This is a genomic window from Cypionkella sp., from assembly GCF_034376685.1.
Classification (GTDB): domain Bacteria; phylum Pseudomonadota; class Alphaproteobacteria; order Rhodobacterales; family Rhodobacteraceae; genus Cypionkella.
Window position 1 is genome coordinate 86,294 of sequence record NZ_JAXMJJ010000097.1, and the last position, 17,479, is coordinate 103,772.

Consider the following 17,479-nt stretch of genomic DNA (forward strand, 5'->3'; position numbering starts at 1 on the left):
CGCCCTGCGCCGCGCCGATTTCCGCGCGGAAATCGTGCACGGAATTTCTCAAATTCCGCCCGGCTCAGGTGCCGCAGTAGGTCACATACGCGCCAAAGCCCTTTGGAGCGGGCAAAGTGAAGCCCTCTCGCCCGGCTTCCGCACCGAACGGATCGCGAATCTGTGCCAGAAGCACGTGAAACGGCGCAAGATCGCCTGCTGTTGCCGCCTCTAGCGCCGCCTCAACCAGATGATTGCGCGGAACAACCGCCGGGTTCGCCGCCAACAGCGCGGCACTTGGATCCGGCCGCAGCCTTGCACGCCAACGCGGCAACCAGGCTTTCAGTGCCGTGGTATCCTCGAACAGCGGCAGCAAGCCAGCCTCATCCGTGACAGCCCCCGCCAAACGCCGAAATGCCAGCGTCCAGTCAACGCCTTGGATCGCCTGCAGAAAATCATCCGCCAGCGCACCGTCCCCGGCATTTTCCCCCAGCAGCCCCAGCTTGGCGCGCATCACGCCCAGCCATTCCGCCCGATAAATCGCGGCAATCCCTTCGAGCCGCGCATTCGCCAGATCCACCGCCCGATCTGCATCCGCATCGAAAAACGGCAGCAAGCATTCCGCCAACCGTGCCAGATTCCAACCCAGAATCAGCGGCTGATTGGCATAGGCATAGCGCCCCTGCCGATCAATCGAGCTGAACACCGTCCCCGGCGCGTAGGCTTCCATGAAGGCGCACGGCCCGTAATCAATCGTCTCGCCCGACAGCGCCATATTATCGGTGTTCATCACGCCGTGGATAAAGCCCACCCCCATCCACTGCGCGATCAACCGCGCCTGAGCGGCGATCACCGCATCAAACAGCCCCAGTGCGCCCTCTACCCCCGGATAATGCCGCGCAATGGTATAATCGAGCAGCGCCCGCAGCTTATCCACCTCGCCGCGGGCATGGAAAAACTGAAACGTGCCAACCCGGATATGGCTGGCAGCCACCCGTGCCACCACCGCCCCCGGCAAAGGCCCTGCCTCACGCAAAACCTGCTCGCCCGTCGTCACCACCGCCAAACTGCGAGTCGTGGGGATGCCCAAAGCCGCCATCGCCTCGGAAATCAGGTACTCCCGCAGCATCGGCCCCAAGGCTGCCTTGCCATCACCGCCGCGCGAAAATGGCGTGCGGCCAGAGCCTTTCAGCTGCAAATCCCAGCGCCGCCCGTCCGGGCCCAGAAACTCGCCCAGCAGATGCGCGCGGCCGTCGCCCAAACTGGGAGAGAATCCGCCAAACTGATGCCCGGCATAGGCCAACGCCGCAGGCTCGGCCCCCTCGGGCACCACGGCCCCCGAAAACCAGCCCACCGGATCGTCGATCTCCACCCCCAGTTCCGCCGCAAGCGCCGCATTCAGCACCACCAGCGCGGGCGCGGGCGCCAGATCCGGCGCTTGCCGCAAATATGTGCCGGGCAGATCGCGCAGGTAAGAGTTATCAAACTGGATCATGGCGTGCTCCTTTGCCAAAGATATGGCGCGGCTGCCGCGCCCGGACAAGCCAACACGGCACATGCAATGCGCTGCGCATCGCCGATGCAGAACCGGAAGATTGGGAAACTGGAAGCTTTTGGGAAATTGGTCGGGGCGAGAGGATTTGAACCCCCGGCCCTCTGGTCCCAAACCAGATGCGCTACCAGACTGCGCTACGCCCCGACTGACTGCCTCTTAGCTGGCTTTAATGGGATTGAAAAGCCTTACTCGTCATCACAAGCCCATGCAGCAACAGATTGATCCAAAGCCGCACTGCGCAGCACCGAGCCCGGTGCAATCCCCATCCGCTTGGCCAGACCGCCGTTGATTTCCAGCACCACGGCCACACCCGCGCCGCCGTCAATCGGCGTTTCATCCAGCGGCACCGCATTGCTGTGCACCGCCGTCACCAGTCCAGAGGCATCGGCGAACACCATATCCAACGGCAATGGCGTGTTTTTCATCCAGAAATAGGCATGCTTCGGTTGATCATAGATGAACAACATCCCCGCCGAAGCGGGCATGTGTTCGCGAAACATCAGACCCATGCTGCGCTCGGCTTCGGTGTCAGCGATTTCCACCGAAAACCGCTGCACGCCCGAAGGGCCACGCAACTCAACCGTATCAGGGGCGCATGCCGCATGGGACGCACTCCCGATCAGCGCAAAAGCCAAAAAGATCAGCTGTGAACCGAAGCTTCCCATGACAACACCTGCACCGCCATCCGACCACGTTTGCCTTCAACGATGCGCAGGCACACCGCCTCGCCCGCCGAAAGATCGGCAAAACCGGAATGGCGCAGCACTTCGACATGCACGAAGACATCTTCATTGCGGCCAAACACATTGGCGAAACCAAAGCCCTTGCCCTTGTCGAACCACTTCACCCGTGCCGGTTCCATCGGCAGAATAGCGATTTCTTCCGGCGTTGTATGCTCGGTATCTTCGCCCAAGGGGAAAACCGAACCGGCCGGAGGCTCGATTTTCACGACCTCCACAGCCTGCACGCCCCGTTGGGTCTGCTGCACTTTTACCGTGATCCCGGCGCCATCAGCGACCGAGCTTTGCCCATAATTCCTCAGCACATTGGCGTGTAGCAATATATCCCCAGAGTGTCCCTCTGCGACTATAAAGCCAAAACCCTTGGCTGGATCGAACCACTTCACGAGGCCGTGCAGAATTTGCACGTCCATTTCTTCTTCATTCATAGAAGGACCGTTTCCCCAGATTGAGCCCCTAGGGTCTAGTCATGCAGGCATATTCCCCGCCGTTGCAAGTGCTATCTTTTCTGCAATTTTGCACAGATCATTTCACGCTTCGTGAAATTTACGGGTTAAGTCGCAAAATTTCCCACGGCATATCAATAGCTTGCCGAGACCACCGAAAGCGGTCATGCAACCTGAAGTTGCCATCCGCCCAGAACTCCATCTCTAAAGGAACAATACGAAAGCCGCCCCAGAACGGTGGGCGTGTGGGGTTTGGGCCTTTCGCTGCCGTAATCTTCGCCACCTCCGCCATCAGCGCCAAACGCGACGAAAGCGGCTGCGATTGGTCCGAAGCCCAAGCCCCCAACCGTGATTTCAAGCTGCGGCTGGCATAGTACTCATCCGCCGGAGCCCCCTCTTCGCGGCTGACTAGACCGCGCACCCGGATCTGGCGGCGCAAGCTTTTCCAGTGCAGCACAAAGGCCGCCTTGCCCGAGGCATCCAGCTCACGCCCCTTGGCCGAACCATAGTTGGTGTAGAAGACGAACGCTTCAGGCTCGATGTCTTTCAACAACACCATCCGCACATTCGGCATCCCCTCCGGGTCAACCGTCGCCAGCGCAATCGCGTTGGGATCGTTCGGCTCGGTGGCCTCTGCCGCCGTCAGCCAGCTTTTCGCCAGCGCAAACGGGTCATCGCCCGCAAAAATCCCGCTTCTGTCCATGATCTTTCCTTCCGAGGCCGTAAACTGCGGCCCATACCATCGGCTTCAGGCGCACTCTTGATGCAGAGCGGCCTTTCGCCTACACAGCTTTTTCAGGAAATAAGGTGGACGGGGAAGACCGAATGTCAACTGGACTCGTGACGGGCACGCTGATGGCGGGCAAACGTGGGCTGATCATGGGGCTGGCCAATGACAAATCCATCGCTTGGGGCATAGCGCAAGCCATTGCCGCACAAGGCGCCGAGATTGCCTTTTCGTATCAAGGCGAAGCGCTGAAAAAACGTGTCGAGCCGCTGGCCGCCTCGATCGGCATGAACACCTTCATCGAATGTGACGTGGCAAACGAAGAGTCGATCGACGCCTTGTTCGCGCATCTGGCCGAACTGTGGGGCAAGATTGATTTCGTCGTCCACGCCATTGGCTTTTCCGACAAAGCCGAGCTGCGCGGCCGCTATGTTGACACCAGCCGCGCCAACTTCCTGATGACGATGGATATTTCCGTCTATTCCTTCACCGCCGTCTGCCAGCGTGCAGCTGCGATGATGAACGAAGGCGGCTCGCTGCTGACCCTGACCTATTACGGCGCCGAAAAAGTCATGCCGCATTACAATGTGATGGGCATCGCCAAAGCCGGCCTTGAGGCGAGCGTCAAATACCTCGCTGAAGACCTTGGCAAAGATGGCATCCGCGTCAACGCGATCTCGGCAGGCCCGATCAAAACCCTCGCCGCCTCTGGTATCGGCGATTTCCGCTATATCATGAAGTGGAACGAGCTGAACTCGCCGCTGCGCCGCAATGTCACACAGGAAGAAGTCGGCAAGGCGGCTTTGTATCTGCTGTCTGATCTCGGGTCCGGCACCACCGGCGAGAATCTGCATGTCGATGCGGGCTACCATGTCGTCGGCATGAAAGCCGTCGATGCCCCCGATATTGATGTCGTCACCGGCCGTAAGGACTAATCCCATGACCCTCGCCGCTTTCCTCGCTGTCGCCTTTCTGCATCTGATGGCCGCGGTCAGCCCCGGCCCTGCCGTGCTGATGTCGGCGCGCACCGGCGTTACCGAGGGTCTGCGCACCGGCTTCTTTCTCGCCACCGGCATCGGTGCAGGCGGGGTGATTTGGGCGATGGCGGCGCTGTTCGGGTTGAACTTGGTGTTCCAAGCCGCCCCCGCCCTGCTTTACACCCTGAAAATCGCCGGTGGCCTCTATCTGATCTACATGGCCTGGGGCATGTGGAAAGCCGCCGATCAGCCGCTGGACATGACCGAAACCGGACGCCCACCGCGCACCGCTTGGTCGGCGTTCCGGCTAGGTCTGATCACCCAACTCGCCAATCCCAAGCCCGCCGTGCTGTTCTCGGCGATCTTCGTCGGCACCGTGCCGCCGAACACCCCGGCTTGGGTCTACGCAGCACTTTTGCTGGTGGTGTTCCTGAATGAGACGATCTGGAACACCCTCGTCGCCCGCATCTTTTCGTTCCAGCGCTCCAAAGCCGCCTATATCAGCCTGAAATCCATCATCGACCGCAGCTTCGGCGGGCTTCTCGCCCTGCTCGGAGTGAAGATCGCCGCCACCTGAGGAGCCAACCGATGAACGACCGCTTGCCACATGAAAAAGGCTTTCACGTCAGCTGGGATCAGATGCACCGCGACAGCCGGGCGCTGGCGTGGCGGCTGGATGGCAAGGGGCCAGACAATGGCATGTGGAAAGCCGTGGTCGGCATCACCCGCGGCGGTCTGGTGCCCGCGATGATCGTCGCGCGCGAGCTGGACATCCGCCGCGTCGATACGATCTCGATCAAAAGCTACAATCACCAGACCCAAGGCGCAGTGCCGCAGGTGATCAAGGCCCCGCAGGCCGATCTGATGGGCGACGGCACCGGTATTCTGATCGTCGATGATCTGGTGGATTCGGGCAAAACCTTGGAAGTGGTGCGCAAACTCTACCCGCACGCGCATTTCGCCACCGTCTACGCCAAGCCCTCCGGTAAGCCGCAGGTTGACAGCTATATCACCGAGGTCAGCCAAGACACCTGGATCTTCTTCCCGTGGGACATGGCGCTGCAATATGTCCAGCCGTTCCGCGGCGCGGACTAAGCCCACAAGCCTTCCGATGACGGCTGCTTGAACCAGCTGTAACAGGGCTTGCCACCATGCGGTGTCTTGCCCATACCCGGCGTGCCCGCTCTCTGGGCCCCTGAAAGGCCGCCCGATGCCCTGCCCCCGCTGCCCCGTGATGGCCACCGTTCCGCACGGCTGGCAGGCTCTGGATCACTAACCGATGAAACGCCCCAGCCGCGCCCATATGCTGCACTGGCTGTTTGAAACCAGCCTTGTGATCAAGGCCAGCCTGACCTTTGCCGAGTTCCTCGCGGGCCTTGGTCTATTGCTGACGCCAAACCCCTTGATCGCGCGGCTGCTCTACTGGCTGACGCATTTCGAGATTGCCGAACACCCGACCGATACGCTCGCCGCCTGGACCCAGCGCGCGATGGAGGGCTTTCCGGTTGCCACCCAAGACTACTACGGCTGGTTTTTGCTGCTGCATGGCGGGCTGAAACTGGCCATCGTGGCGATGCTCTGGGCGCGCATCCTGTGGGCCTATCCGGCGGGGATGGCGGTGTTGTCGGGCTTCGTGATCTACCAGCTGTTTGAATGCCTGCACACCGGCTCGCCCTTCCTGTTGATGCTGGCGATGTTTGATCTCGCGATGATCTCGCTGATCTGGCAGGAATACAAAGCCCTGAAAGCCAAGCTGCCCGCCCATTGATCCGCTGCACGCTTTTAGGCGCTTCCCGCTTGATCTCGCAGCCTTATCCCATCAACACTGCGCGCCAGCAGCGATGTCTCCCAGCAGGGCGGCACAGCACCGGCAAGGAGGCCCCTGAATGATCACCCCGCTGAACCCCGCGATGGCCGCCACCGATCCGCCCCCGGTGATGGAGGCGCGGCGCTGGTTGGCCGGTGTCAATTTCCCGCCCGAGCGTCCCTTGATCAACATCAGTCAGGCCGCCCCCGTCGAAAGCCCGCCCTTGGGTCTGCGGCAGGCGCTGGCCGATGCTGCGCTGAACAACCCCGACGCCCATTTATACGGCCCGGTTCTGGGCCTGCCCGCCCTGCGCGCCGAGGTGGCTAAACAATGGTCGCAGGCTTACGGCGGCACGGTATTGGAAAGCCAGACCGCGATCACCCAAGGCTGCAACCAAGCCTTCTGCGCCGTGATGTCCACTTTGGCAGGCGCAGGCGACGAGGTGATCTTGCCGACCCCGTGGTATTTCAACCATAAAATGTGGCTGGATATGCAAGGGGTTAAGACCGTGCCCCTCTCCGCTGGCCCCGGCCTGATCCCCGAGGCCGGGGCCGCCGCGCGGCTTATCACCGACCGCACCCGCGCCATCGTGCTGGTCAGCCCGAATAACCCCGGCGGCGTCGAATACCCCGCCGAGACGCTGACCGCCTTCCGCGACCTCTGCCGCGCGCACGGCCTTGCGCTGATCGTCGATGAAACCTACCGCGACTTTGACAGCCGCTCGGGCCGCGCCCACGATCTGTTCCTTGATCCCGACTGGCATGACACCCTGATCCAGCTGTACTCGTTCTCCAAAGCCTACCGCCTCACCGGCCACCGCGTCGGTGCGGTCACCGCCTCTGCCGAACGCCTGTTCCAGGTCGAGAAGTTCCTCGACACCGTAGCCATCTGCCCCAGCCAACTCGGCCAGATCGGCGCGCTTTGGGGCATGCAGAACCTCGCGCAATGGGTCGCAGGTGAACGCGCCGAAATCCTAGCCCGCCGTAGCGCAATGGTCAGCGGATTCTCCGCCCTGCCCGACTGGAAACTGCTCGGCTGCGGCGCCTATTTCGCCTATGTCGAACACCCCTACCCGCTGGCATCAGACGCCCTCTGCAAACGCCTCGTCTCCGAAGCCAGCCTCTTGATGCTGCCCGGCACCATGTTCCAACCCGAAGGCTCCGCTGACGGCAAACGCCAGATCCGCATCGCCTTCGCCAATGTCGACCAAGCCGGCATCGCCGAAACCTTCCGACGTCTGGCGGCGTTCAAGGGCTGAACATGCGCAATAAAACTCTCGTTGCGGGTGCTGGTGCCGTCCTGCTGGCGCTGATGGTTTGGTGGTTCACTTCTGGCCCGCAACTGATCATCGCTTTGAAGACAACTGACGGCAAAAGCAGCCTGATCTACCATTGCACCATCACGACAAATGCCGCCGAAGCCGAAGCACGCGCGAAAGCGGCCCATGTCGCACTTCAGTCTCGCTTATCAGCCTATGCCAAGGACGCAGCCACAAAAGCACAAGCTGCACTGGAAGCCTACAATACCAATGGTGGCGATATTCCCAACCTTGACATGCTCAGACGCGACACTCCGGGGCTGCGTGCGCTTATAGCTGGCATAAAATCGGAATATGACTGCAACGTCGATCTATAACCAACGGGAGGTTGTGGGGCGGTGGATGAACCCGTCTCCCCCACTCTTGCCCCCATCCCCGCAACCGCTTAGACAAGCGGCCAAACCTTTGTAAGACAGGCAGACCCATGGCCAAGGCACCACACAGCGACGACGATACCCCGAAGAAAAAGCGCCGGGGCGCTTCGGTCATGGTGTGGGTGCTGATGGCCATGCTGATCGGCGGTTTGGGCGGCTTTGGCGTCACCAATTTCGGCGGCGGCGTGACCTCGATCGGCACCGTGGGCGACCGCAAGATCGACGTGGGCGACTATGCCCGCTCGCTGCGTCAGGCGATGGACGGCTTCTCGCAGCAGATCGGCCAGCCCGTCACCCTGCAACAAGCTCAGGCCATCGGCCTTGACCGTCAGGTGCTGCAACAGGTGATGGACCGCGCCGCTTTGGACAATGAAGCCGATCGCATCGGTCTGTCCGTCGGCGACGCCACCGTCGCCAGCAAAGTCTCGGCGATCCCCAGCTTTCAGGGCATCAACGGGTTTGACCGCACTGCCTACCGCGACGTGCTGCGCCAGAACAACATGACCGAATCTTCCTTTGAATCCGGTCTGCGCGCCGACACCGCCCGCCAATTGCTGGAAACCGCAATCACCAGTGGCCTGACCACACCGCAAACCCTGACCGACACCATCGCGGCTTGGGCGGGCGAGCAGCGCGGCTTCTCGCTGCTGCGTCTGTCCGAGAAATCGCTGACCGCGCCGCTGCCCCCGCGCAGCGACGCCGATCTGCAAGCCTATTATCAAGCCCATATCGACGCCTACACCCGCCCCGAGGCCAAGCGGATCTCTTATGTCGCCCTGCTGCCCGACAGCATCGCCAAAGACATGGCCATCGACGAGGCCGCCCTGAAAGCCACCTACGACTCCCGCCTGTCCAGCTATGTCGTGCCGGAAAAGCGGCTTGTCGAACGCCTCGCTTTCGCGACCGAGGCCGATGCCACCGCCGCAAAAGCCCGCATCGACGCAGGCACGCCGTTTGAAACCCTTGTGGCCGAGCGGAACCTGACGCTGAACGATGTCGACATGGGCGATGTCTCGCAAAAGGAACTCGCCGCAGCCGGTGACGCCGTGTTCGCCCTGCAAGAGCCCGGCGTGGTTGGCCCCTTCGCCTCTGCCATCGGTCCGGCGCTGTTTCGCATGAACGCCATCCTTTCTGCGCAAGAAACCAGCTTTGAGCAGGCCAAGCACGAACTGGCGCTGGAACAGCAGTTGGAAACCGCCCGCAAGACCATCAGCGACAAGGTTGAAGCGGTGGATGACGCCCTTGCAGGCGGGGCCACCCTTGCCGAAATCGCCAAGGAACAGGGCCTGACGCTGGCCACCACCGATTATGCCCCCGGTGCTGACGACAATGACACCATCACCGATTACAAAGGCTTCCGCGACACCGCCGCGAAGCTGGCCGAGGGTGACTTCCCCGAAGCAATCGTGCTGGATGACGGCGGCCTTGTGGCGATGGAGCTTGACAGCACCGTGCCGCCCACCCCGCTGGCCTTCGACAAGGTCAAAGACAAAGTCACCGCCGCAGCACATGACGCTGCCCTCGCCAAGGCGCTTTCGGAAGAGGCCATCCGCATCAAAGCCGCCGTTGAAGCCGGTGCCAGCCTTGGCGCCTTCGGCATCGTGTCGCGCACCGCCCAGATCGACCGTCAGGGCGTGGTGGCTGACGCGCCGCCCGCCCTACTGGAAGCGGTGTTTCAGATGGCGCCGAACGATCTGCGCATCATTGAAACCCCCGGGTTTGCCGCTGTGGTGCAGTTGAACACCATCAGCGCAGCCGCCACCACCGGCGAAGATGCCACGGCACTGCGCGAGGCCATCGAGATCAACGCAGGCCGCGCGATCTCGCAAGACGTGCTGCAACTTTACACGGCAGCGCTGACCTCTGCTGCCGGGATCACCTTGGATCAGGCCGCGATCAACGCGGTCCATGCCCAGATCAACAACTAGAGCCCATCTCGAACTTAAGGCATCCGATGAAACTTCTGCCGTCTTTTGAAGAGTTTGAGCAAGCCTGGGCGCAGGGCAAGAACCAACTGGTCTATGTCCGGCTGGCCGCTGATCTGGATACGCCGGTCTCGCTGATGCTGAAACTGGCCGAGGCCCGCACCGACACCTTCATGCTGGAATCGGTGACCGGCGGCGAAGTGCGCGGCCGCTATTCGGTGGTTGGCATGAAGCCCGATCTGATCTGGAAATGCCACGGCGAGGCGGCATCCATCAACCGTGACGCCCGCTTTGATCCGCAAGCCTTCACCGCTTTGCCGGGACACCCGCTGACCTCGATGCGCGCCCTGATCGCGGAATCCCGGGTTGATCTGCCCGAAGGCCTGCCCGCGATTGCCTCGGGTCTGTTTGGCTATCTGGGCTATGACATGATCCGACTGGTCGAACACCTGCCCAACGTCAACCCCGATCCGTTGGGCCTGCCCGACGCCGTGCTGATGCGCCCCTCGGTCGTCGCTGTGCTGGACGGTGTGAAGGGCGAAGTAACCCTCGTCGCCCCGGCTTGGGCCGCCTCTGGCCTTTCCGCCCGCGCGGCCTATGCCCAAGCCGCCGAGCGGGTGATGGACGCGCTGCGCGATCTTGACCGCGCGCCTGCAGCCCAACGCGATCTGGGGGAAGCCGCCCCGGTGGGTGAGATGAAGTCCAACTTCACGCATGACGGCTACAAGGCCGCCGTCGAAAAGGCGAAAGACTACATCCGCGCCGGTGACATCTTCCAAGTGGTGCCAAGCCAACGCTGGGCGCAAAGCTTCACCCTGCCGCCCTTCGCTTTGTATCGCAGCTTGCGCCGCACCAACCCCTCGCCGTTCATGTTCTTCTTCAACTTCGGCGGCTTTCAGGTGATCGGGGCCTCCCCTGAAATCCTCGTCCGACTGCGCGACGGCGAAGTCACCGTGCGCCCGATCGCAGGCACCCGGATGCGCGGGGCAACCCCGGAAGAAGACAAGGCGCTGGAACTCGATCTGCTGGCAGACAAGAAAGAACTCGCAGAACACCTGATGCTCTTGGATCTGGGCCGCAATGACGTCGGCCGTGTAGCAAAGGTAGGCACCGTCCGCCCGACCGAGCAATTCATCATCGAGCGCTACAGCCACGTCATGCACATCGTCTCCAACGTCGTCGGCCAAATCGCTGATGGCGAAGACGCTTTGTCCGCCCTGCTCGCGGGCCTGCCCGCAGGCACGGTGTCGGGTGCGCCCAAGGTGCGCGCGATGGAAATCATTGACGAGCTGGAACCCGAAAAACGCGGTGTCTATGGCGGTGGCGTCGGCTACTTCGCAGGCAATGGCGAGATGGATTTCTGCATCGCCCTGCGCACCGCCGTATTGAAAGACGAAACCCTGTATATTCAGGCCGGCGGTGGCGTGGTCTACGACAGCGACCCCGAATCCGAATATCAAGAAACCGTCAACAAATCCCGCGCCCTGCGCCGCGCCGCCGAAGACGCAGGCCTGTTTGTGCGCAAAGGCAATCTGTAGCGCCTGACGCGAACAGTAGTGCCGCCTCGGGGGCCATCGAGGCCCCTCTCGGCGGCGCTGCCGGGGAAGTTTTCGGCAACGGCAGCAGCGTCGATGTGTTGGGGACGCCTCCGGCGGGAGTATTTCAAAAAGAGCAAATCCAACAGCGATTTTGCGATTGCATAATAGTCTAAAACGTCCAACCGAAAGCATCCGCCGCGGAGGCAGCGGGGGTGGCAAAGGTTAAGAAAGGCTGAACACTACAGCCCTAAGCCTTTGATTTTTGGGAAATGAAGCCCCTGTCCACGCGTGGACAGCGCGCTATTTCACCGCCAAAGCCGCCGAGATCGGTGCCAGAGCCACCGAGGCCCCGCGCCCCTCAATCGACCATTCCATCAGCGCCGTAATCGTCTCGGGACGCGTGGTGCCCACCACCACAACCCGGCCCTCCTGCGCCGCCTTGAACGCCGCCCGGTCCAGATAGCGCCGGATCAGCGGGGTATCCTCGCCCGCCGCGTCAAGATCGCGGAAGATCACCGCCGCAGGCACATCCTCGCGCCGCGCCACCTGATCCGCCGCGTTCAGACCGGCATCGAAGGTCACGAGGCCGCGCCCCTGATCCTTGATGATCGGCACCACCATCGTCGCCAGCGGCCGGTTGTCCTGAAAGCCCGCAGCACCAATATCCATCACCGCCACCGCCTGCGGCAACACGCCTGCATTGGCCTGAAAGGTCTGCTCCAGATCGCTCGCCGTGGCGCCTTCCGGGATGCCCGCCGCCAGCATCACCACCTCTTTGCCCGCCGCGCGGTAGATCGCCTCTGCCGCCGTAGCCCCCGGATCCAGCGGATCAATCACAAAGCTGACCGGAAACGGCAGCGCCGCCAGCGCGGCCCGATCCAGATCGGCCGCGCCAGTATCGACCAGCAACACCGCAAACACCGGCTTGCCCAGATCATTGCTGAAGCTGGCCGCAAACTGCGCGAGCGGGCGGCTATCGACAGGCGCAAGCGCCGCCTCTGCTTCCGCCGCGGGCTCCTCCGCCGATATGCGCGGCAACCGCCCCACGGTGACCCCGTCCACCGAATTCGTCAGCCCCTCACTGGGCAACAGACCCTCGGGCTGATCGGTGTCCAGCAGTTTGGGCAGCGCCGCCGCTTCGGGGTCTGGTTCGGCCATCGGCGCGGGTTCTGGTGCCGGATCCAGCACCAGCATCCCCGGTGTCACCGGCGCGGGTGCGGGGGTGGGTTCCATCAGTGTCTCCGCCGCCTCTGCAGGTGCTGGCGGGGGCAGATCGGCCTTGCTTGGGGACGCATCGGTGCCAGCCCCCGTTGGCAACAGGGCGGGTGCGGCGGCGATCGGCGCAGCATCCGGCTGCGCCTGCACCTGCGGCGCGGTTGCATCCGAGCCGGGATTGTTCAGCTCTGCCGGAGCCTCGGCACTGGTCTCAGGCGGCGGGGGAGCAGGTTTCACAGCTTCCGGCGCAACCGCTGCAGGCTCTGCGGACACGGGTTCGTCCGTCGCGGGCTTGGCAGGGGCGTCTGGCAAGGCGGTGGCCGGTGCCTCGGATGGCACGGCCGCAAGCTCGGGTGCAGCAGCCTCGGGCACAACCGCAGTTTCAGGCGCAGGCGCAACCGCAGTTTCAGGCTCAACCGCAGGCGCAGCCTCGGGCTGCACCGGCTTTGGCAGGTCTGCCACTGCCCCAGACCCCACCGCAACCTCGGCCCCGCCGGTGGGCAATGGCGAAAGCTGTGACACCACCGCCAGCCCAGCCCCTGCAACCACACCACCCACGACGATCCCAGTCACGAAATTCCGGATCATACCTGCCTCCACCCGTTATGAGCGCCACTTGCCCTTGACGCCGCTTTGCCGCTAGGCCCATCTATAGCCGATCGCTAAATCGGGGCCCGCCAACCTTGCCCTCTCTATAAACCGAACCGCCGCCGCCTTCATCCCCTTTTCCGTCCGGACCTTGCAAGATGCTTCTGCTCATCGACAACTATGACAGCTTTACCTACAACCTTGTTCATTACTTGGGCGAGTTGGGCGCGGATGTGCGCGTCGTGCGCAATGATGCGATGTCGGTGCAGGATGCGCTGGCACTGCGGCCCGAACTGATCGTGCTGTCACCCGGCCCCTGCGATCCGGCCTCGGCTGGTATCTGCATTCCGCTGACCAAAGCCGCCGCGATGGCCGATGTGCCGCTTTTGGGCGTCTGCCTCGGCCATCAGACCATTGGCGAGGCGTTTGGCGGCAAAGTTATCCGCTGCCACGAAATCGTGCATGGCAAGATGGGTGCGATGCACCATGCGGGGGGCGGCATGTTCCGCGACCTGCCCTCGCCCTTCGCCGCGACCCGCTACCATTCCTTGGTGGTCGAAAAGGAAACCCTGCCCGATTGCCTTGAAGTCACCGCCTGGCTGGAAGACGGCACCATCATGGGCCTGCGTCACAAAGAGAAACTCATCGAAGGCGTGCAGTTTCACCCCGAATCCATCGCCTCGGAGCACGGCCACCAGCTGCTGAAGAACTTCCTGGATGCCGCCCGCGCCCGCGTGCCCGCATGAGCGATGTTCTCAAACCGCTGATCGGCGTGGCAGCCACCCGCGCGCTGACCCGTGCCGAGGCTGAAGCCGCGTTCGGTGCCTTGTTCGATGGGGCCGCCACCCCCGCGCAAGTCGGCGGTTTCCTGATGGCGCTGCGGGTGCGTGGTGAGACGGTCGATGAGTATGCCGCCGCCGCTTCCGTGATGCGCAGCAAATGTAACGCCGTGCGCGCGCCTGCGGGGGCGATCGACATCGTTGGCACCGGCGGCGATGGCAAGGGCACGCTGAATATCTCGACCGCAACCGCCTTTGTGGTGGCAGGTGCAGGCGTGGTCGTCGCCAAACACGGCAACCGCAACCTGTCGTCGAAATCGGGTGCGGCCGATGCGCTGACCGAGATGGGCCTTAACGTCATGGTCGGCCCCGATGTCGTCGAACGCTGCCTGAACGAGGCGGGCATTGGCTTCATGATGGCCCCGATGCACCACCCCGCCACCCGTCACGTCATGCCGGTGCGGGCTGAATTGGGCACCCGCACCATTTTCAACATCCTCGGCCCGCTGACCAATCCGGCGGGCGTCAAACGCCAGCTCACCGGGGCATTTTCCGCAGCCCTGATCCGCCCGATGGCCGAAACCCTGCTGGCTTTGGGTTCAGAGAAAGCATGGCTTGTGCATGGCGGCGATGGCTCGGATGAGATTTCCATCGCCGCCCCCACCGCCGTCGCCGCGTTGGAAAACGGTGCTGTGCGCGAGTTTACCCTGCATCCCGAAGACGCCGGGCTTCCGGTCTATCCGTTTGAGGCTATTCAAGGCGGCACGCCCGCTGAAAACGCCGTGGCCTTCCGCGCCCTGCTGGATGGCGCAAAAGGCGGCTTCCGCGATGCCGTGCTGCTGAATGCCGCCGCAGCCCTTGTGGTGGCGGACAAGGCCGCTACGTTGAAAGAAGGCGTTGAAATGGCGCAAGTTTCCATCGACTCCGGTGCCGCACGCGGCAAAATCGAGGCGCTGAAGCGTCTGACCAATCAATAGGGCGCATATGACCACGATCCTGGACCGCATCAAAGCCTACAAGCTGGACGAAATCGCCGACCGCAAAGCGCAAGTCGCGCTGGCAGATCTGGAGCAAGCCGCCCGTGCGGCCCCACCGCCCCGCGGCTTTGCCAAGGCGCTGTCGACGGCCGCTCTTTCGGGCTATGGCCTGATTGCCGAGATAAAGAAAGCCAGCCCGTCCAAAGGCTTGATCCGCGCTGATTTTCATCCGGCTGAACTTGCACAGGCGTACGAGGCGGGCGGTGCCACCTGTCTTTCCGTGCTAACAGATGCGCCGTCGTTTCAGGGTGCCGATGCGTTCCTGACCGCAGCCTCCGATGCAACCGCGCTGCCCTGCCTGCGCAAGGATTTCCTTTATGACCCCTATCAGGTCGTCGAATCCCGCGCCCTGCATGCCGATTGCATCCTGATCATCCTCGCCTCGCTGTCAGACGCCCAAGCCGCCGAGCTGGAGGCAGCCGCCATCGAGCAAGGCATGGATGTGCTGCTGGAAGTCCATGACCGCGCCGAACTGGATCGCGCCTGCCTGTTGAAATCGCCGCTGATGGGCATCAACAACCGCAATCTGCACACCTTTGAGGTGACGCTGGACACCACGCGCAAACTCGCCCGCTATGTGCCGGAAGATCGTCTGATCGTCTCGGAATCCGGTCTGTTCACCCCGTCTGATCTGGCGGATGTCGCGGCCTATGGCGCGCGCTGTTTCCTGATCGGTGAGGCGTTGATGCGGCAAGACGATGTGACCGCCGCCACCCGCGCCATCCTCGCCAAACCGCTGTCGTCCGAGGCCGGGGCATGAGCCAACCCGAAACTCGCCTGACACATTTCGACGATCAAGGCCGCGCGCATATGGTCGATGTCTCTGACAAGCCCGTCACCGCCCGGATCGCCGTGGCGCGGGGTGCTGTGAAAATGTCCGCCGAGACCTTGGCCTTGATCACCGAGGGCCGCGCGAAAAAGGGCGATGTGCTGGGGGTTGCGCGTCTGGCGGGCATCATGGCCGCGAAGAAAACCGCCGATCTGATCCCGTTGTGCCATCCGCTGCCGATCACCAAAGTCGCGCTCGATCTCACCGCCGATCCCGGCCTTCCCGGCATCGTGGTTGAGGCCACCGTCAAGACCGGGGGTCAGACCGGGGTTGAGATGGAGGCGCTGACAGCGGTGTCTGTCGCCTGCCTGACCATCTACGATATGGTCAAGGCGGTCGAGAAATCCATGTCGATTGAAGGTATCCACCTAATCCTGAAAGATGGCGGAAAATCAGGACGATACGAGACAAAGCTATGATATCGGTTGAAGACGCCCTCGCCCGCTGCCTCGCCCTCACGGCCCTCACCGATACCGAAATCCTGCCGCTGCGGCGCGCTGGCAACCGTGTCATGGCGGTCCCTGCCATCGCACAGTTGACGCAACCGCCATTCGACGCCTCGGCGATGGACGGCTATGCTGTGGGCCGCGCCGCCGTCGCGGGCGATAGCTTCACCGTGATCGGTGAATCCGGCGCAGGACACGCTTTTCAAGGCACGGTCCAACCCGATCAAGCCATCCGCATCTTCACCGGCGCGCCCTTGCCGCAAGGTGCCGTCAGCGTGGTGATTCAGGAAGAGATCGCGGCAACGGCCGATCAGATCACCCTGAAAATTGCCGCCAAAACCGGCGACAACATCCGCCCGCGCGGACAGGATTTCACGCTCGGTCAGGCGCTGTCTCCTCGCTTGCTGCGCCCCAACGACCTCGCCCTGCTGGCCGCGATGAACGTGCCCGAAGTCACCGTACGCCGCCGCCCCATCGTCGCCCTGATGGCATCGGGCGACGAATTGGTGATGCCCGGAGAAATTCCCGGCCCCGACCAGATCATCGCCTCCAACACCTTCGCCCTCGCCGCGATGGTCGAGGCTGCGGGTGGCGAGGCCCGTGTCCTGCCCATCGCCCGTGATACCGAAGCCTCTCTGCGCACGGTTTTCGCGCTGACCGAAGGCGCCGATCTGATCGTCACCAACGGCGGCGCGTCGGTGGGCGACCACGATCTGGTTGGCAAGGTTGCGGCCGACCTTGGGCTGGACCGCGCCTTCTGGCAAATCGCCATGCGCCCCGGCAAGCCGCTGATGGCCGGGAAAGTCTTGGGAATCCCGATGCTTGGCCTGCCCGGCAATCCGGTGTCCGCCATCGTCTGCGGCCATCTTTTCATGCTGCCGATGCTGAAAGCCATGCTGGGCCTGCCGCCCGAACCTCAGGTTCTCAGCGCCCGGCTTGGCAGCGATCAGCCCGCCAATGGCCCGCGCGATCACTATATGCGCGCCCGCCTGACGGTGGAAAATGGTCAGCCGACCGTGACCGCGTTTCAGCGTCAGGATTCCGCCCTGCTTACCATTCTGACCGAGGCCAACGCTCTGCTGATCCGGCCCAAAGGCGACGGCGTGCGCGGTACGGGTGAGATGGTAAGCTATATCCCGATCTGAAACCTTGCGGCAAAACGCTTGACACAAAGCAAGAACACGGGCAGAACATAGCAA

Annotated in this window: 18 protein-coding genes and 1 tRNA gene; 13 read left to right on the plus strand and 6 right to left on the minus strand. The window is 62.8% G+C overall.

The features are described 5' to 3' along the window. Positions 1-64 precede the first annotated feature (64 nt). The 5 genes from U1A24_RS19025 to pdxH all read right to left on the minus strand — a co-directional run bounded on the left by U1A24_RS19025 (position 65) and on the right by pdxH (position 3,423). Positions 65-1,474, minus strand: a complete 1,410-nt coding sequence (locus U1A24_RS19025; RefSeq protein ID WP_322323557.1) for a protein adenylyltransferase SelO — start codon at positions 1,472-1,474, stop codon at positions 65-67. A gap of 127 nt (positions 1,475-1,601) precedes the next feature. Further along, positions 1,602-1,678: transfer RNA gene (locus U1A24_RS19030), tRNA-Pro, on the minus strand. A gap of 41 nt (positions 1,679-1,719) precedes the next feature. After that, positions 1,720-2,199 (minus strand): DUF192 domain-containing protein, encoded by a 480-nt coding sequence (locus tag U1A24_RS19035; RefSeq protein ID WP_322323558.1) that lies wholly within the window; start codon positions 2,197-2,199, stop codon positions 1,720-1,722. Further along, positions 2,175-2,702, minus strand: a complete 528-nt coding sequence (locus tag U1A24_RS19040) for a cold shock domain-containing protein (protein ID WP_322323559.1) — start codon at positions 2,700-2,702, stop codon at positions 2,175-2,177. The genes U1A24_RS19035 and U1A24_RS19040 overlap by 25 nt, the downstream gene beginning before the upstream one ends. 118 nt (positions 2,703-2,820) lie before the next feature. Next, positions 2,821-3,423: a pyridoxamine 5'-phosphate oxidase gene (pdxH, locus tag U1A24_RS19045; RefSeq protein WP_322323560.1), complete on the minus strand. Its 603-nt coding sequence runs from the start codon at positions 3,421-3,423 to the stop codon at positions 2,821-2,823. A gap of 122 nt (positions 3,424-3,545) precedes the next feature. Here pdxH and fabI point away from each other — a divergent pair, with 122 nt between their 5' ends. From fabI to trpE, 8 genes are all read left to right on the plus strand, one after another. Beyond that, entirely contained in the window at positions 3,546-4,382 is an 837-nt protein-coding gene (fabI, locus tag U1A24_RS19050; protein ID WP_416136328.1) for an enoyl-ACP reductase FabI, read from the plus strand. A 4-nt stretch (positions 4,383-4,386) separates the two neighbouring features. Then, positions 4,387-5,001: a LysE family translocator gene (locus U1A24_RS19055; RefSeq protein WP_322323561.1), complete on the plus strand. Its 615-nt coding sequence runs from the start codon at positions 4,387-4,389 to the stop codon at positions 4,999-5,001. A gap of 11 nt (positions 5,002-5,012) precedes the next feature. Beyond that, positions 5,013-5,519 (plus strand): xanthine phosphoribosyltransferase, encoded by a 507-nt coding sequence (gpt, locus tag U1A24_RS19060; RefSeq protein ID WP_322323562.1) that lies wholly within the window; start codon positions 5,013-5,015, stop codon positions 5,517-5,519. 184 nt (positions 5,520-5,703) lie between these two features. Beyond that, complete coding sequence (locus tag U1A24_RS19065; RefSeq protein ID WP_322323563.1) at positions 5,704-6,192, plus strand: DUF2127 domain-containing protein; 489 nt, start codon at positions 5,704-5,706, stop codon at positions 6,190-6,192. 118 nt (positions 6,193-6,310) lie between these two features. After that, a complete protein-coding gene (locus tag U1A24_RS19070; protein ID WP_322323564.1) occupies positions 6,311-7,489 on the plus strand; it encodes an aminotransferase in 1,179 nt (392 codons plus the stop codon). Positions 7,490-7,491: 2 nt separating this feature from the next. Next, entirely contained in the window at positions 7,492-7,866 is a 375-nt protein-coding gene (locus U1A24_RS19075) for a hypothetical protein (protein WP_322323565.1), read from the plus strand. A gap of 107 nt (positions 7,867-7,973) precedes the next feature. After that, positions 7,974-9,851 (plus strand): SurA N-terminal domain-containing protein, encoded by a 1,878-nt coding sequence (locus U1A24_RS19080; RefSeq protein ID WP_322323566.1) that lies wholly within the window; start codon positions 7,974-7,976, stop codon positions 9,849-9,851. 26 nt (positions 9,852-9,877) lie between these two features. After that, positions 9,878-11,386: an anthranilate synthase component I gene (trpE, locus tag U1A24_RS19085; RefSeq protein ID WP_322323567.1), complete on the plus strand. Its 1,509-nt coding sequence runs from the start codon at positions 9,878-9,880 to the stop codon at positions 11,384-11,386. A gap of 300 nt (positions 11,387-11,686) precedes the next feature. Here trpE and U1A24_RS19090 read toward each other — a convergent pair whose 3' ends face one another. Beyond that, the gene (locus U1A24_RS19090) at positions 11,687-13,189 is read right to left on the minus strand and encodes a divergent polysaccharide deacetylase family protein (RefSeq protein WP_322323568.1); all 1,503 of its coding nucleotides are present in this window, start codon (positions 13,187-13,189) and stop codon (positions 11,687-11,689) included. A 158-nt stretch (positions 13,190-13,347) separates the two neighbouring features. Between U1A24_RS19090 and U1A24_RS19095 the strand changes: the two genes are divergently transcribed. Genes U1A24_RS19095 through U1A24_RS19115 form a run of 5 tightly spaced genes read left to right on the plus strand, consistent with a single transcriptional unit; the run spans position 13,348 to position 17,425 of the window. Then, positions 13,348-13,935 (plus strand): aminodeoxychorismate/anthranilate synthase component II, encoded by a 588-nt coding sequence (locus tag U1A24_RS19095; protein WP_322323569.1) that lies wholly within the window; start codon positions 13,348-13,350, stop codon positions 13,933-13,935. Beyond that, the gene (trpD, locus tag U1A24_RS19100) at positions 13,932-14,945 is read left to right on the plus strand and encodes an anthranilate phosphoribosyltransferase (RefSeq protein WP_322323570.1); all 1,014 of its coding nucleotides are present in this window, start codon (positions 13,932-13,934) and stop codon (positions 14,943-14,945) included. Before U1A24_RS19095 ends, trpD begins: the two co-directional genes overlap by 4 nt. Positions 14,946-14,952: 7 nt before the next feature. Then, positions 14,953-15,765, plus strand: coding sequence for an indole-3-glycerol phosphate synthase TrpC (trpC, locus tag U1A24_RS19105; protein ID WP_322323571.1), 813 nt, complete (start codon positions 14,953-14,955; stop codon positions 15,763-15,765). Beyond that, a complete protein-coding gene (gene moaC / locus U1A24_RS19110) occupies positions 15,762-16,253 on the plus strand; it encodes a cyclic pyranopterin monophosphate synthase MoaC (protein WP_322323572.1) in 492 nt (163 codons plus the stop codon). Before trpC ends, moaC begins: the two co-directional genes overlap by 4 nt. Continuing rightward, positions 16,250-17,425, plus strand: a complete 1,176-nt coding sequence (locus U1A24_RS19115; RefSeq protein ID WP_322323573.1) for a molybdopterin molybdotransferase MoeA — start codon at positions 16,250-16,252, stop codon at positions 17,423-17,425. The genes moaC and U1A24_RS19115 overlap by 4 nt, the downstream gene beginning before the upstream one ends. Positions 17,426-17,479: the final 54 nt, after the last annotated feature.

What these genes read in the sequence shown, in the direction of transcription:
- trpC (WP_322323571.1), top strand. Translation starts at nt 14,953, where the DNA reads ATGACCACGATCCTGGACCGCATCAAAGCCTACAAGCTGGACGAAATC.
- U1A24_RS19035 (WP_322323558.1), bottom strand. Translation starts at nt 2,199, where the DNA reads ATGGGAAGCTTCGGTTCACAGCTGATCTTTTTGGCTTTTGCGCTGATC.
- U1A24_RS19025 (WP_322323557.1), bottom strand. Translation starts at nt 1,474, where the DNA reads ATGATCCAGTTTGATAACTCTTACCTGCGCGATCTGCCCGGCACATAT.
- U1A24_RS19070 (WP_322323564.1), top strand. Translation starts at nt 6,311, where the DNA reads ATGATCACCCCGCTGAACCCCGCGATGGCCGCCACCGATCCGCCCCCG.
- trpD (WP_322323570.1), top strand. Translation starts at nt 13,932, where the DNA reads ATGAGCGATGTTCTCAAACCGCTGATCGGCGTGGCAGCCACCCGCGCG.
- pdxH (WP_322323560.1), bottom strand. Translation starts at nt 3,423, where the DNA reads ATGGACAGAAGCGGGATTTTTGCGGGCGATGACCCGTTTGCGCTGGCG.
- U1A24_RS19095 (WP_322323569.1), top strand. Translation starts at nt 13,348, where the DNA reads ATGCTTCTGCTCATCGACAACTATGACAGCTTTACCTACAACCTTGTT.
- U1A24_RS19080 (WP_322323566.1), top strand. Translation starts at nt 7,974, where the DNA reads ATGGCCAAGGCACCACACAGCGACGACGATACCCCGAAGAAAAAGCGC.
- U1A24_RS19040 (WP_322323559.1), bottom strand. Translation starts at nt 2,702, where the DNA reads ATGAATGAAGAAGAAATGGACGTGCAAATTCTGCACGGCCTCGTGAAG.
- moaC (WP_322323572.1), top strand. Translation starts at nt 15,762, where the DNA reads ATGAGCCAACCCGAAACTCGCCTGACACATTTCGACGATCAAGGCCGC.
- U1A24_RS19075 (WP_322323565.1), top strand. Translation starts at nt 7,492, where the DNA reads ATGCGCAATAAAACTCTCGTTGCGGGTGCTGGTGCCGTCCTGCTGGCG.
- U1A24_RS19090 (WP_322323568.1), bottom strand. Translation starts at nt 13,189, where the DNA reads ATGATCCGGAATTTCGTGACTGGGATCGTCGTGGGTGGTGTGGTTGCA.
- U1A24_RS19065 (WP_322323563.1), top strand. Translation starts at nt 5,704, where the DNA reads ATGAAACGCCCCAGCCGCGCCCATATGCTGCACTGGCTGTTTGAAACC.
- fabI (WP_416136328.1), top strand. Translation starts at nt 3,546, where the DNA reads ATGTCAACTGGACTCGTGACGGGCACGCTGATGGCGGGCAAACGTGGG.
- U1A24_RS19055 (WP_322323561.1), top strand. Translation starts at nt 4,387, where the DNA reads ATGACCCTCGCCGCTTTCCTCGCTGTCGCCTTTCTGCATCTGATGGCC.
- gpt (WP_322323562.1), top strand. Translation starts at nt 5,013, where the DNA reads ATGAACGACCGCTTGCCACATGAAAAAGGCTTTCACGTCAGCTGGGAT.
- trpE (WP_322323567.1), top strand. Translation starts at nt 9,878, where the DNA reads ATGAAACTTCTGCCGTCTTTTGAAGAGTTTGAGCAAGCCTGGGCGCAG.
- U1A24_RS19115 (WP_322323573.1), top strand. Translation starts at nt 16,250, where the DNA reads ATGATATCGGTTGAAGACGCCCTCGCCCGCTGCCTCGCCCTCACGGCC.